Below are 14,161 nucleotides of genomic sequence, written 5' to 3'. Positions count from 1 at the left end.
GATACCGGACCACTTTAGGAGGATTTCGTTAAGGTGGGATGCGACCGGGTGACGCGCTGCTTCACTTTGTCGCAGGGCGGCGTGAAGGCCGCCGGGCATGGCCCGGCGCTACCGGTTGACCGCTCTGGTCGCTGCCAACCCTGGTTGGCACCCGCCCGGGCACCGACCAGGGTCGGCATCTACCCCCTGCGATTGGAGCGGCCCATCACCCGGCGGGTGCCTCAGTGCCAGAAATACCAGGCCGCTGCAGCCAACAGCGCGCCAAACAACAGCACCTGCACCACCACATAGACCACACCACTGTCGCGTGACTCAGCGGCAATGCGCTTCTGCAGCGCCTCGCTCACATCCGGCGTTGCTTCCTGCTGCGCCTGCTCACGCAACGCCTGTGCCAGCGCGCGCACTTCCGCATCGCGAGGGTCGGTCGGTGGGTTCACAGCAGCTCTCCGGCGGTGGCATGCCGCGTCAGTTCCTGCTTCAGGACCTGGCGCGCGCGGTGCAGGTGGCTCTTGATGGTACCGCGTGCCAGCCCGGTCACCTGTTCGATCTCGGCCAGATCGAAATCCTCCAGGTAATGCAGGCCGACGATCAGGCGCTGCGGCGCGCTCAGCCGTTCCAGTGCCGCGCCAAGCTGGCGCCCGGCCTGCAGGGCCTCGCTCAACTCGGCGGGCCCGGGGCCTTCATCGCCGATCCCCAGTTCCTCCGGCACCTCCACCGCCACCATCCATTGCGCCTCCAGCCGCCGCCGGCGCAGATGCTGCAATGCAGTGGTGTAGGCGACCCGGGAAACCCAGGTGCGCAGCGAGGATTCAAAACGAAACCGGTGCAGCTGGCGGAACACCGCAAGGAAGGTTTCCTGCAGCAGGTCGGCGACCTGGTCGCGGTCGCCCACCATGCGTCCGATCACATGCGCGCAGGTGCGCTGGTGGGTCTCCACCAGCTGCGCGAAGGCCGCCTGCGAGCCATCGATGATGGCCCGCACCAGGGCCTGGTCCGCGTCCAATGGTTCGGCGGGTGCCGCCGTCGCCGCCGTATCCTCGCGGCGACGGCCCCGCAGTGCCGACAGCGCTTCGCCGAGCAGGCTCATGCGCGGGGCGCCCCCTGTGCCCGTGGCATGTCCTGGCTCAGCCCTTGCGTGCGGCGGGACGGGTGAAGTGCCAGGCCAGCAGCTGGCCCAGGCCGGCACTGCCGACCAGCGCGGCGGCGGCGCCAAAGGTCAGGTCACGGGCACCGATGGCTTCCAGCAGGGCCATGGCCATGGCCAGGCAGACCAGGCTGATGCCCCAGCGAAGCGCGCCCTGGCGGCGGCGCTCTTCTTCCAGCACGGCCAGCGAGCGGATCACTTCCTCCGGCACGTGCGGGGCCACCAGCTTGCTGCGCGCGCGCGCATCGGCAACGGCGTGGATCGCGTAGGCGATGCAGATGAAGAGGGTGATCGGGATCAGTTCCTGCATGGTCGGGCTCCTGTTCGGTGGATGATGCGGGTTCAGGAGAATGGATGCGCGAGGCCGGCCAGCGGTTGCACTACTTTGCCAATCCCGCTGCCATGACCTGTGGCCCCTGCCCCCGGCCCTTGCGGCTGCTACGCTTGCCCGGTTTCCTCTTCTGGTGCCGTCCGCCCATGTCCCGAGTGCTGCCCCTGTCCCTCCTGCTGTCGGCCGTGCTGGCCGCACCGGCCGCGCATGCCGCGCCGACGCCGATCACCATTGAACAGGCGATGGCCGACCCGGACTGGATCGGTCCGCCGGTCGAAAAGGCCTGGTGGTCGTGGAACAGCCAGCAGGTGGAGTATCAGCTCAAGCGCAACGGCAGCCCGGTACGCGATACCTTCCGCCAGCCGGTGGCCGGCGGCGTGGCCGCGCAGGTGGCTGATGACCAGCGCGGCACCCTGGACGTGGCCGAGCCGGTCTACGACCGCAGCCGCAGCCGCAGCGCCTTCGTGCGCAATGGCGATGTGTTCGTGCGCGACCTGCGCAGCGGCGCGCTGACCCAGCTCACCCGCAGCAACGAGCGCGCGGGCAACGTGAACTTTGCCGCCGACAACGGCGTGATCTGGCGCGTCGGCCAGAACTGGTTCCACTGGACCGCCGCCAGCGGCGTGCAGCAGGTGGCCAGCCTGAAGGCCGAGAAGGACCCGCGCACGCCGCCGAAGGCCGACGTGCTGCGCGACCAGCAGCTGCGCACGCTGGAAACCCTGCGCCGCGACCGCGAGCAGCGCGAGGCATTGAAGGACCAGGACCAGCGCTGGCGCCAGGCCGACCCGACCCGCGCACCGGGCCCGGTCTACCTGGGTGCCGACGTCGAGATCGGTGACAGCGTGCTGTCGCCGGACCTGACCCACCTGATCGTGGTGACCAAGCCGAAGGACTTCGACGACGGCCGCACCAGCAAGATGCCGCTGTACGTGACCGAATCGGGCTACGAGGAAACCGAGGACACCCGCACCCGCGTCGGCCGCAACGGCTTCGAACCGCACACCCTGTGGTACGTGGACGTGCGCACCGGCAAGGCCGAAAAGCTTTCGCTGGCCAGCCTGCCGGGCATCAGCACCGACCCGCTGGCCGAACTGCGCCGCAAGGCCGGCAAGGACGCGCTGAAGGGCGAGCGCAGCGTGCAGGTGATGAGCGACTTCATGGGCGGCGGCATCCGCTGGAGCGCCGATGGCCAGCAGGCCGCCGTGATGCTGCGTGCCAACGACAACAAGGACCGCTGGATCATCAGCGTCAATGCCGCCGACGGCCGCGTGCAGAACCGCCACCGCCTGACCGACAACGCCTGGATCAACTGGGGCTTCAACGATTTCGGCTGGATGGCCGATGGCCGCACGCTGTGGCTGCTGTCCGAGGAATCGGGCTTCTCGCACCTGTACACCCAGGCCGGCACCGCCAAGCCGCAGGCGCTGACCAGCGGCAAGTGGGAAACCTCGGCGCCGGTGCCGTCGGCCGATGGCAAGGGCTTCTACTTCCTGTGCAACCAGCAGGCGCCGCATGACTACGAAGTCTGCGCGGTCGACACCGGCAGCCGCCAGGTGCGCGAGCTGACCAGCCTCAACGGCGTGGAGGATTTCTCGCTGTCGCCGGACGGCCAGCAGCTGCTGGTGCGTTACTCCGGTGCCTACCTGCCGCCGCAGCTGGCGGTGTTGCCCAGTGCCGGTGGCCAGGCACGCGTGCTGACCGACACCCGCACCGCCGACTACAAGGCACGGCAGTGGATCCAGCCGAAGCTGGTCGCGGTACCGTCCAAGCATGGTGCCGGCGTGGTCTGGGCCAAGTACTACGAGCCGGAGAACAAGGAACCGGGGAAGAAGTACCCGATCGTGATGTTCGTGCATGGCGCCGGCTACCTGCAGAACGTGCACCAGCGCTACCCGGCCTACTTCCGCGAGCAGATGTTCCACAACCTGCTGGTGCAGAAGGGCTACATCGTGCTGGACATGGACTACCGCGGCAGCGAGGGCTACGGCCGCGACTGGCGCACGGCGATCTACCGCAACATGGGCCACCCGGAACTGGAGGACTACAAGGACGGCCTGGACTGGCTGGTCGACACCCAGCAGGGCGACCGTGACCACGCCGGTATCTACGGTGGCTCCTACGGCGGTTTCATGACCTTCATGGCGCTGTTCCGTGCGCCGGGCACCTTCAAGGCCGGCGCCGCGCTGCGCCCGGTGGTCGACTGGCACAACTACAACCACGGCTACACCAGCAACATCCTCAACACGCCGGACATCGACCCGGAGGCGTACCGCGTGTCCTCGCCGATCGAGTACGCGCAGAACCTGCAGGACAACCTGCTGATCGCCCACGGCATGATGGATGACAACGTGTTCTTCCAGGATTCGGTGAACCTGACCCAGCGCCTGATCGAGCTGCACAAGGACAACTGGTCGATCGCACCGTACCCGCTGGAACGCCACGGCTACGTGCGCGCCGATTCCTGGCTGGACCAGTACAAGCGCATCCTCAAGCTGTTCGAGCAGAACCTGAAGTGAGCAACACCGCGGCCACGATCCGGATCGTGGCCGCGGTCATCCTGGATGACCGCGGCCGGGCGCTGCTGGTGCGCAAGCACGGTGCCCGCCGCTTCATCCAGCCCGGTGGCAAGCCCGAACCCGGCGAAGCACCGCTGCAGGCGCTGGCCCGCGAGCTGGACGAAGAGCTGGGCGTACAACTGTGCGCCGATGCCGCCATCGCGCTGGGCACGTTCGAGGACTGGGCGGTGAACGAGCCCGGCCATCGCGTGCAGGCCCAGGCGTGGTGGGTGCAGGTGCACGGCACGCCGCAGGCGCGCGCCGAGATCGCCGAACTGGCCTGGGTGCCGCTGCAGCCGCCGCATGGCCTGCCCTTGGCACCCTTGAGCGAACACCATATCCTGCCGGCGGTCGCCACCCGGGTGACGGCCCGCTGAGCAGGCGGGCGCCGACTGCAAGGACATCGGATGTCAATGTCGATCCCGTCGATCCCCTCGCCGCCGTCCCCGGCCTATCACGCCTGGGTGCGCCCGGTGGCACAGGCCTCGTTCTGGCTGTCACTGCTGCTGACGGTCTACTTCGTGCTGCAGGGACTGGTGCTGTGGCCGCTGCACAACCTCGCGCTGTGGCGCCTGGTGGAAAGCGAAGTGCAGCACCAGCAGCTGAACAGCCTGATCTGGCTGCTGGCGCACCCGGTCGCCGCATCGATGGTCGTCGCGCTGTTGTGCCTGGCCTCGACCGTGTCCAGCTGGGGCCTGCTGCGTGAACGTCGCTGGGGCCTGTGGAGCTTCGTGGTACTGCTGCTGCTGAGTGGCTTGACCAACTTCGCGGCCGCCTGGTGGCTGGACCTGTTCATGGGCGACTTCATTCCGCTGCTGGCCGATGACCCGGCCCTGCTGCAGGAGCTGCAGCTGAAACGCTGGCTGATCACGCTGACCGTGGTCGGCATGTCGTTCGTGCTTCTCGGCCTGCAGGGCTGGCTGGCGTGGCGCCTGCTGCGACCGGATGTGCGCTCGCGCTTCCGCTGACTCCCACCCGGCGTGGCGCGGGTCCCCGGCACCGCCCGGCGTTCTTCCTTTGATCGTCAAGGAGACCACATGCGCACAATGCGCTCACTCACGCCGTACCGCCACTGGATGGCGTGGGCGTTGCTGCTCGCCGCGCCGGTAGCCGCCGCCGCACAGTCGCCGCAATGTGGCCTGTTCAAGGCCGACGAAGGCAGCAGCACGCTGCGCGTCAGCTCATCCAACCGTGGCGAGCAGAAGCACTTCGGCAGCGCACCCACGCCGGTCGCGTTCCAGCAGATCGAAGGGAAGCTGCAACTGGTCAATCTGGAATACGGCCTGCCCAGCGCGCTGCAGGTGCGCGACCGTGGCCGCACGCTCGAGGTGGACGGCACGATCTACAACCTGCAGGCGCCTGCACAGTGCGCCGCAGCCGCCACGCCTGCTGCGGGCAGCTGCCTGGCCGATGCGGCGGCCTGCCTGGACAACCGCCACGAGGCGACCCCGACCGCGCTGGAAGCGGCGTGCCGGGAAGGCGTGCCGGGCATGTGCCTGCAGCTGGCCGATCGCTGGCATGACGAGGCCAGGGCGCCGGCCACGCCGGATGAGGCGCAACAACAGGCCATCCTCGATACCGCACTGGCCGGCATCGCACTGCCTGCGCCGTGCCGGGATGGCGGCTTCAGCAACGAAACACCGGCCTGTGCAGCGGCGCTGGAAGCGGATCCGGCGCTGCAGGAGCAGATCGTCAAGGCCGCGATGGGCGCGGCGATGGTCGAAGCCGTGAGCTCCGTGCTGTCACCATCCACGCCGGTGGTGATGCCAGCCGTGCAGCGCCAGCAGCTGTTGCAGTTGTGCCAGCAGGTCAGCCATGGCGGCTTCTGCAGCCGCGTGGCCGAGCTCTCGTGGGAGTCCGGAGATCACTTGCAGGCGGTGCAGGCACTGGCCGTAGCGTGCGCACCCGGCAATGACAGCGCCGCCTGTGAGCGCCTGCCTGCGTTGCAGGCGCTGGGCACCTCGTTGCGGCCGCAGCCGGCAACGGCACTGCCCTGTGGCAACTTCCACGCCGAGGGTGGCCTGATGGACACGCTGGACTTCGGCGATGCGGGACGGGTCGGCATCGGCTGGGACAGCCAGCTGCGTGCCCGTGTCGAAGACGGCGACATCCGCATCCGCCACGACAAGGGCGGTGACTTCGTGCTGCGCCCGTTGCCCGGGGGGCAGCTGCTGGGCCTGGACACGTGGACCCGCTTCCAGGTATTCGTGCCGACCGGCGAGGGCGCGAGCACCTGCAACCCGCCGAAACACTACACGGTGCTGCCGCTGCCACGGGACTGCCCGCAGGCACTGGCCAGCGGCGGTGCCGAAGCGTGCTGCGCGGAGGGCAAGCTGCAGGGCTGCAACATCCTCGGCAACCGCCTTGCCCTGTCCGGCCAGTGGCGACAGGCCGCAGAGCACTACGCCACCGTGTGCCGTGCCGGTGTCCGCGAGGGCTGCGAGAACCTGGTCGCGGCGCAGGGTCACAGCGGCGACGTGGATGCCCACGCGACGCTGGAGCGGCTGTGCACTGCCGACCGCAGCGGGCGCCACGTCGCCTGCGACGTGCTGGACACCGGAAACTGGAGCGCCCTGGAGCTGGGTCGCGTCCTGCAGGAGGCGGTGGACGGTGCCGCCGCGGGCGACACTCCGGCGCCGCGTGCTTCCAACCGCAAGCGCTGAGCCTGCCAGCGCCTGTCCGCAGCGTTGCCCGGGCCCTGCGGTAAAGTAGCGCCATGAACGAATTCGAGCGCGTGCGCGCCTACCTCACCGAGCTGCAGGACCGCATCTGTGCGGCGATCGAGGCCGTCGATGGCCGGGCCCGCTTCCAGGAAGACCTGTGGCAGCGTGCCGAGGGCGGTGGCGGGCGTACCCGCGTGCTGCGCGACGGCGCGGTGTTCGAACAGGCCGGCATCGGCTTCTCCGACGTGGCCGGCAGCCGCCTGCCGCCGTCGGCCTCGGCCAACCGCCCGGAACTGGCCGGCGCCTCCTGGCGCGCCACCGGCGTGTCGCTGGTGTTCCACCCGCTCAATCCCTACGTGCCGACCACCCATGCCAACGTGCGCTTCTTCCAGGCGCAGCGCGACGGCGAAGTGGTGGCCAGCTGGTTCGGCGGCGGCTTCGACCTGACCCCGTTCTACCCGTTCGACGAGGACGTGCAGCATTGGCACCGGGTCGCACGCGACCTGTGCACGCCGTTCGGCGAAGAACGCTATGCCGCGCACAAGCGCTGGTGCGACGAGTACTTCTTCCTGCGCCACCGCAATGAAACGCGCGGCGTCGGCGGCCTGTTCTTCGATGACCTGCACGGCGACTTCGAGCGCGATTTCGCTTATCTGCGTGCGGTCGGCGATGGCTTCCTTGATGCGTACCTGCCGATCGTGCAGCAGCGCAAGGACGCCCTCTATGGCGAGCGCGAACGCGAGTTCCAGCTGTACCGCCGCGGCCGCTACGTGGAATTCAACCTGGTCTATGACCGCGGTACCCTGTTCGGGCTGCAGAGCGGCGGCCGCAGCGAAAGCATCCTGATGAGCCTGCCGCCGCGGGTGCGCTGGGAGTACGGCTTCTCGCCTGAACCCGGCAGTGCCGAATCGCGCCTGGCCGACTACCTGGTGCCACGCGACTGGCTCTGATCTTCCGGCGCCGCGCCTGACGCGTGGCGCCTTCTCGCGCCTGTGGTGCGCCCTGCACCGGACAGGCCCTGCTCTGCCTCCTTCAAGGATGACCCCATGCCTGTTGCTGTTCCCTTCCGCCCCCGCGCCGCGGGCTGGCGTGCCCTGCTGGTGCTCGCGCTGGCCTCGGCCAGCCTGCCGGCCGCGGCGCAATCGATGGCCTGCGGCACCTACAAGGACAGCAGCGGCAACACCACGCTGACCATCGAGAGCGAAGGCCACGGTTTCCTGTCCGGTCCCTACCAGGCCACCGAGCAACTGCGCATCGCCCGCCAGGAGGACGTGCTCGGCACCGGCAACCTGTCCACGGGCCAACTGGAAAACTGGTACTTCTCGGACAACGACCGCACGATCAGCACGCCCTATCGCGAGTTCACCCGTGAGCGTTCCGCCGCGTGCACGACGATGCCGGAACCCATCGAGGGCGGCTGCGTGATGAACACCTCCGAGTGCCTGGAGGCGTTGCCGGAGGCCGAACCGCTGAAGCTGCATGCCTGGTGCGCCGAAGGCGTGGGCGCGGCCTGCATGCGGCTGCTGGAGACTTACCAGCGGCAGGCCAAGGAGGCCGCCCCGGCGCCTGCACGTACCGAGCCGCCGATGCCTGAGATCTGCAAGGAGGATTCCGCCTCCTTCAATGCCGAGGGCTGCAGGGCGATCGCCGAGGTGATCGGCGCGGAGATGATGGGCAAGGCCGTGCTCGGCCTGCAGCATTCGGTCCACCCTGCGTTGCCATCCGCGCAGCTCGATGAGCTGGCCGTACTGTGCCGGCAGCAGCACGGCGAGACGTTCTGCGCCGACGTTGCCGAGGCGCTGTGGAGTGGTGGGCGCCTGCCGCAGGCCCACGAGGCGCTGCAGCTGTCGTGCGCCCAGCGCGCGGAGGGCGTGGCCTGCGGCCGCGCTGAAGCGCTAGCCCGACTGGCCTCGGTACCGGCCGCTGCACTGGCCCCGGTGCCGGCTTCCGCGCTGCCCTGTGGGAGCTATGAAGCGGAGTACGGCGTGCTCTCGCAGCTGCGCTTCCTCGAGGGTGGCCTGGTGGAAGCCGGGGGCCGCGACCAGCGCCTGCGCGCGAGCCTGCAGGACGGCCGCATCCTCATCCATCGCGACGTCGGCAGCGACTTCGTACTGCAGCCGCTGAAGAACGGAAACCTGGCCAGCGTCGACGGCGGCAACCGCTTCGCGTACTACGAGCGCAAGCCGGGCTCAGGCAATGCCAGCTGCGCACCGCCGGTGGCCTTCGTGGAGATCCCCCTGCCGCTGGACTGCCCGACCCTGGACCGCAAGGACGGCGCCAAGGCCTGCTGCACCGATGGCAAGCTGCTGGGCTGCAAGGTTGCCGGCGAGGCACTGTTCAACAACGAACAATGGGCCGCATCGCTGCCCTACTTCCAGACGCTGTGCAGCGCGGGTGTGCGCGAAGGTTGCCTGGCAATGGCCGCGGTGTATGCGCATACCGCGGATCCGAAGATTCCGCAGGCCATGGCTGCGACCTGTGCGAAGGAGGGCAAGGGCACCCACGTCGCCTGCGATGTGGACGCGACGCGCAACTGGCCGGCGCTGAAGGCCGAAGCCGCTCCCTGAGGCCAGGCACCTGTTGAGCCGGGCGCATGCCTGGCTCCGGGCGCAAGGCAGCCGAGCAAGGGCTCTACAAGGTCAGGCGCTCTTCCTGGCAATGATGGTGATGTGCCCTGTCGTCTCCAGCAGGGCAATCTGCACATCTTCAATCTGCAGCCCGCCCTGCTGGCGCAGCGCGGCGTCGAAATCTGCACGGCTGATCAGTTCGCGGCGGAGAACGCCCTCCAACAGCCGGCCATCACGCGCGATCACGGTGGGCTCTCCTTCGATCATCCGCTCCATGCGCCGATTGCGGGTGGTCAACCAGCCCACCCCATAGTTCAGCACGATCAGGGTGGCCGCCAGCAGCAGGCCACCGCCCAGCGAGGTGTCGGTGCCCAGCAGCGCGTTCTGCACCGCGTTGCCCAGCAGCACGATCAGCAGCACGTCGAAGGGCGTGATCTGCCCCAGAGCCCGCTTGCCGCCCAGCCGGACCATGCCCAGCACCACCACATAGACCACCACCGCGCGCAGGATGAATTCCCACCACGGCATCGCCAGTGCGAACAGATCGGGCATCGTCTTCCCCTGCGGAGCGGTGGCCCAGCCTAGCACCTGGGGTCAGATCCCTTTGCCCGACGGGCAAAGGGATCTGACCCCATCCGAGGTTCCGGCGGCACAAATAAAAAGCCCCGCTGACCAGGGGGAGGTCAACGGGGCCGGGGAACGGGCACTTGGGGAGGAGTCCCCGTTCCGAGATCTGCTCCAGGGGATGGGAGAGATCCACAACAGGCATTGCGCCTGTCGGGAGTTATAGAAGCACTCCGAACACTAACAGTTCGTGAAGGGGCCCCATTTAATGAATTTCAATCGGGGCAACATTCATGGTCGAGTCAGAAACACCCGACTCATGAACAAATTCACGTCGTTTTCGGCCTGAAACACCGTCAGTGTGCTTCGTCCCAGTTGTTGCCGACGCCCGTGTCGACCACCAGCGGCACTCGCAGTTTGGCCGCTTGCGACATGCGCTCCACCACCTGCAAACGCAAGTCTTCAACGAAACTGCTTTCGGTTTCGAACACCAGTTCATCGTGCACCTGCAGGATCATCCGTGCCGGTGCCCCGCTGTCGCGCAGCCACTGGTCCACATCCACCATCGCGCGCTTGATGATGTCGGCGGCGGTGCCCTGCATCGGCGCGTTGATCGCCGCGCGCTCGGCACCGGCGCGCAGGCCCTGGTTGCGGGCATGAATGTCGTTCAGGTACAGGCGGCGGCCGAACAGGGTTTCCACGTAGCCCTGGTCACGGGCCTGCTGGCGCATCCGCTCCATGAAGTCGCGCACGCCGGGGTAGCGGCTGAAGTACAGGGCCACGTAGTCCTGCGCCTGGCCACGGTCGATGCCCAGATTGCGGGCCAGGCCGAACGCGCTCATGCCATACATCAGGCCGAAGTTGATCGCCTTGGCGGCGCGGCGCTCGTTCGGGGTCACCTCCTCCAGCGTGCGCCCGAACACCTCGGCGGCGGTGGCACGGTGCACGTCGGCGCCCTGCTCGAAGGCGCGCACCAGGCCCGGATCCTCGGACAGGTGGGCCATGATCCGCAGCTCGATCTGCGAATAGTCGGCCGCCAGCAGCTGGAAGCCTTCCGGCGCCACGAACGCGCGGCGGATGCGGCGGCCGTCCTCGGTGCGGATCGGGATGTTCTGCAGGTTCGGGTCCGAGGAGGACAGGCGGCCGGTGGCGGCACCGGACTGGTGGTAGCTGGTATGCACCCGGCCGGTGTCCGGGTTGACCATCTCCGGCAGCTTGTCGGTGTAGGTGCTGCGCAGCTTGGCCAGCCCGCGGTAGTCGAGGATCACCCGCGGCAGCTCATGCTGGTCGGCAATCGCCTCCAGCGCCTCTTCATTGGTGCTGGGCTGGCCCTTCGGGGTCTTCACCACCGCCGGCAGCTTCAGCTCGTCGAACAGCACCGCCTGCAGCTGCTTGGGCGAATCCAGGTTGAAGCTGCGCCCGGCCAGCTCGGTGGCCTTCTGCTGCGCGGCCAGCATGCGCGAGGACAGGTCCTGGCTCTGCCGGCGAAGTTCGTCGGTGTCGATCCGCACGCCATTGGCTTCAATGCTGGCCAGCACCGGCACCAGCGGCATCTCGATGTTGCGGTACACGCTGTCCAGCGCCGGCTCCGCCAGCAGCTGCGGCTGCAACGCGTGGTGCAGGCGCAGGGTGATGTCGGCGTCTTCGGCCGCATAGCGGCTGGCTTCGTCGATGCCTACCTGCGAGAACGGGATCTGCTTGGCGCCCTTGCCGGCCACGTCCTCGAACTTGATGGTGCTGTAGCCCAGGTAACGCAGGGCCAGCGAATCCATGTCGTGGCGGGTGGCGGTGGAATTGAGCACGAAGCTCTCGAGCATGGTGTCATCGTGGTAGCCCTGCACCGCCACGCCGTGGCGGCGCAGCACATGCAGGTCGTACTTGCCGTGCTGGCCCAGCTTCTTCTTCGCCGGGTCCTGCAGCGCCGGGCGCAGTGCGTCCAGCACCTGCTGCATCGGCAGCTGGGCCGGCGCACCCGGGTAATCGTGGCCGACCGGAATGTACGCCGCCCTGCCCGGCTCGACGGCCAGGCTGATGCCCACCAGGCGCGCGCGCATCGCGTCCAGCGCGTCGGTCTCGGTATCGAAGCTGATCAGGTCGGCCTGCTGCAGGCGTTCGACCCAGGCCTGCAGCTGCTCGGCGGTCAGCACGGTCTCGTATTCACCCGGCGCGGACAGTGCCGGATCCAGCGTGCCGGCGGCGGGCGCCTCGACGCTGCCACGCGCGAAGCCGGCCGCAGTGCCGCGCAGGCTCGGGGTCGCCTCGCTGGCGGCCACCGGTGCCGGCACCGGCGCTCCCAGCTCCTTCAGCGCCTGGGTGAAGCCATAGCGCGTATACAGCTCGGTCAGCTCCGGCACATCCTGCTCGCGCAGGGCCAGCGTGGTCGGGCTGGCGTCCAGCTGCACGTCGGTACGGATGGTCACCAGCTCGCGGTTCAGCGGCAGCCGCTCCAGCGCGGCGCGCAGGTTCTCGCCGATCTTGCCCTTCATGGCCGGCGCGGCTGCCATCACGCCGTCCAGGTGCTGGTACTCGGCCAGCCACTTGGCGGCGGTCTTCGGCCCGCACTTCTCCACGCCCGGCACGTTGTCGACCGCGTCGCCCATCAGCGCCAGCAGGTCGATGATCTGGTCGGCGCGCACGCCGAACTTCTCCATCACCGCCGCGTCCGAATCCATGCGGCTGCCGGTCATGGTGTTGACCAGCTCGATGCCCGGGCGCACCAGCTGGGCGAAGTCCTTGTCGCCGGTGGAAATGGTCACCTTCAGGTCCTGCGCCAGGCCCTGAAGGGCCAGCGTGCCGATCACATCATCGGCTTCCACGCCGGGGACGCGCAGGATGCTGATGCCCAGCGCTTCGACGATGCGGCACATCGGCTCGACCTGGCTGCGCAGCTCATCGGGCATCGGCGGGCGGTTGGCCTTGTACTGGTCGTACAGGTCGTCACGGAAGGTCTTGCCCGGCGCGTCGACCACGAACGCGACGTAGGCCGGGCGCTCCTTCAGCGTCGAACGCAGCATGTTGACCACGCCGAACAGCGCGCCGGTGGGTTCACCCTGTGCATTGGACAGGGGCGGCAGCGCGTGGAACGCGCGGTACAGGTAACTGGACCCGTCGATCAGGACTAATCTGCTCATGGGCCGATTCTACGCGCCCGTGCCTGCACCGCGGCGACACGGCGCGCACACCGCGATGGGGCATAATCAGGGCTCTTTCCAGGCAAAGGCCCCCGCCGATGAAGACCCTGATGCTGGCTTCCCTGCTCCTGCTCGCTGGCTGCGCCAGCATGGGTGGCGCGGGTGCTCCCCCGGTGGACGTCAAGGGCGCGGATGTATCCAAGCGCACCATGGACAACGGTGACACCATCGAGGAATACCGTGTGTCCGGCCAGCTGCGCATGGTCAAGGTGACCCCGTCGCGCGGTGCCCCGTTCTACATGTACGACAAGAACGGCGACGGCCGCATGGACAACGACAAGGACGGCGTGTCGCCGGTCTACTGGAAGCTGTACAGCTGGTGAGGTGACCGGGGTTGTGACCGGGGCCGGATCCCTTTCCACAGGAAAGGGCTCTGACCCCCTCAGGGTGATTGGCACGGCCCATCCACGCATGGCGTGGATCTACCGGGACAACGAACGTGGGTCCACGCCATGCGTGGGTGACCGCCTATCAGTAGATCCACGCCATGCGTGGATCCGCCCCCGATCCCCCACAAAAAACAACGCCGGCGCGCATCCTGCGGCCGGCGTCGGGTCCCCTCCCCGGGAACGCTTGAATCAGCGGGTATGGATCAGCGGATGACCAGCACCGGCAGCGTGCTGCGCGCCAGCACTTCTGCGGTCTGGCTGCCCAGCAGTACACGGGTCACGCCACGGCGGCCGTGCGAGGTCATCACGATCAGGTCGCTGTTGCGCTCGCCGGCGGTCTCGATGATGCCGTCGGCCGCGTAGCGGTCCAGCACGTGTACCGGGTTGGCGGTGATGCCCTGCTCGGCGGCCTTGGCCAGCGCCGGCTGCAGCACCTTCTGCGCCCCTTCCTCGCGGTCGGCCTTGTACTCGGGGCTGTTCATGTAGCCCACGCTCCAGCCCATGGCGTCGTACATGCCGACCGCCCACGGCTCGGAAACAGTGACGATATCGACCTCGGCGTTGAGGTCCTTGGCCAGCTCCAGGCCCTTCGCCAGGCCCTTGTCGGCCAGCTCGGACCCGTCGGTGGCAATCAGGATGCGCTTGTACATGGTGGGGCTCCGTGGCGGTCTGCCAGATGGGAACGACACCATTGCACACCGGATGTGGAGGCGGCGCCTTGAGCAGGATCAATCCGGCGTCGCGCAGCGGCCTGTGC

Annotated in this window: 13 protein-coding genes; 7 read left to right on the top strand and 6 right to left on the bottom strand. The window is 68.3% G+C overall.

What is annotated here, in order from left to right:
- Positions 1–221 precede the first annotated feature (221 nt).
- The 3 genes from AC5P9C_RS11050 to AC5P9C_RS11040 are packed head-to-tail and all read right to left on the bottom strand — an operon-like array spanning position 222 to position 1,454.
- Positions 222–437 carry a hypothetical protein gene (locus AC5P9C_RS11050; RefSeq protein WP_343541451.1) on the bottom strand — a complete coding sequence of 72 codons (216 nt, stop codon included), beginning with the start codon at positions 435–437 and terminating at the stop codon, positions 222–224.
- Positions 434–1,087, bottom strand: coding sequence for an RNA polymerase sigma factor (locus AC5P9C_RS11045; RefSeq protein ID WP_164688507.1), 654 nt, complete (start codon positions 1,085–1,087; stop codon positions 434–436). Before AC5P9C_RS11045 ends, AC5P9C_RS11050 begins: the two co-directional genes overlap by 4 nt.
- A gap of 37 nt (positions 1,088–1,124) precedes the next feature.
- The gene (locus tag AC5P9C_RS11040; RefSeq protein ID WP_074725672.1) at positions 1,125–1,454 is read right to left on the bottom strand and encodes a hypothetical protein; all 330 of its coding nucleotides are present in this window, start codon (positions 1,452–1,454) and stop codon (positions 1,125–1,127) included.
- A 167-nt stretch (positions 1,455–1,621) separates the two neighbouring features.
- On the opposite strand from AC5P9C_RS11040, the gene AC5P9C_RS11035 reads away from it, so the two are divergent.
- The 6 genes from AC5P9C_RS11035 to AC5P9C_RS11010 all read left to right on the top strand — a co-directional run bounded on the left by AC5P9C_RS11035 (position 1,622) and on the right by AC5P9C_RS11010 (position 9,260).
- Complete coding sequence (locus tag AC5P9C_RS11035; RefSeq protein ID WP_074725671.1) at positions 1,622–3,991, top strand: S9 family peptidase; 2,370 nt, start codon at positions 1,622–1,624, stop codon at positions 3,989–3,991.
- Positions 3,988–4,407, top strand: a complete 420-nt coding sequence (locus AC5P9C_RS11030) for an NUDIX hydrolase (protein WP_049471166.1) — start codon at positions 3,988–3,990, stop codon at positions 4,405–4,407. The genes AC5P9C_RS11035 and AC5P9C_RS11030 overlap by 4 nt, the downstream gene beginning before the upstream one ends.
- A 30-nt stretch (positions 4,408–4,437) precedes the next feature.
- Positions 4,438–4,998 carry a hypothetical protein gene (locus AC5P9C_RS11025; protein WP_343541456.1) on the top strand — a complete coding sequence of 187 codons (561 nt, stop codon included), beginning with the start codon at positions 4,438–4,440 and terminating at the stop codon, positions 4,996–4,998.
- A gap of 78 nt (positions 4,999–5,076) precedes the next feature.
- A complete protein-coding gene (locus AC5P9C_RS11020) occupies positions 5,077–6,693 on the top strand; it encodes a hypothetical protein (protein WP_103282737.1) in 1,617 nt (538 codons plus the stop codon).
- A 53-nt stretch (positions 6,694–6,746) separates the two neighbouring features.
- Positions 6,747–7,643, top strand: a complete 897-nt coding sequence (gene hemF / locus AC5P9C_RS11015; RefSeq protein WP_049471163.1) for an oxygen-dependent coproporphyrinogen oxidase — start codon at positions 6,747–6,749, stop codon at positions 7,641–7,643.
- 96 nt (positions 7,644–7,739) lie between these two features.
- Complete coding sequence (locus AC5P9C_RS11010) at positions 7,740–9,260, top strand: hypothetical protein (protein ID WP_103282738.1); 1,521 nt, start codon at positions 7,740–7,742, stop codon at positions 9,258–9,260.
- 72 nt (positions 9,261–9,332) lie between these two features.
- On the opposite strand, the gene AC5P9C_RS11005 is transcribed toward AC5P9C_RS11010, so the two are convergent.
- Both AC5P9C_RS11005 and polA read right to left on the bottom strand, forming a co-directional pair.
- Positions 9,333–9,812 carry a DUF421 domain-containing protein gene (locus AC5P9C_RS11005; RefSeq protein ID WP_057494038.1) on the bottom strand — a complete coding sequence of 160 codons (480 nt, stop codon included), beginning with the start codon at positions 9,810–9,812 and terminating at the stop codon, positions 9,333–9,335.
- 368 nt (positions 9,813–10,180) lie between these two features.
- The gene (gene polA / locus AC5P9C_RS11000; RefSeq protein WP_049471156.1) at positions 10,181–12,955 is read right to left on the bottom strand and encodes a DNA polymerase I; all 2,775 of its coding nucleotides are present in this window, start codon (positions 12,953–12,955) and stop codon (positions 10,181–10,183) included.
- 98 nt (positions 12,956–13,053) lie between these two features.
- On the opposite strand from polA, the gene AC5P9C_RS10995 reads away from it, so the two are divergent.
- Entirely contained in the window at positions 13,054–13,338 is a 285-nt protein-coding gene (locus AC5P9C_RS10995) for a DUF2782 domain-containing protein (RefSeq protein ID WP_014038952.1), read from the top strand.
- Positions 13,339–13,607: 269 nt separating this feature from the next.
- On the opposite strand, the gene AC5P9C_RS10990 is transcribed toward AC5P9C_RS10995, so the two are convergent.
- Positions 13,608–14,054 (bottom strand): universal stress protein, encoded by a 447-nt coding sequence (locus tag AC5P9C_RS10990; RefSeq protein WP_005411629.1) that lies wholly within the window; start codon positions 14,052–14,054, stop codon positions 13,608–13,610.
- Between the last annotated feature and the right edge of the window lie 107 nt (positions 14,055–14,161).

The organism is Stenotrophomonas sp. YJH_SMC_10 (assembly GCF_059371555.1).
Note: the sequence above shows the minus strand (reverse complement) of the source record. Positions and strands in the feature narration are given on the sequence as shown.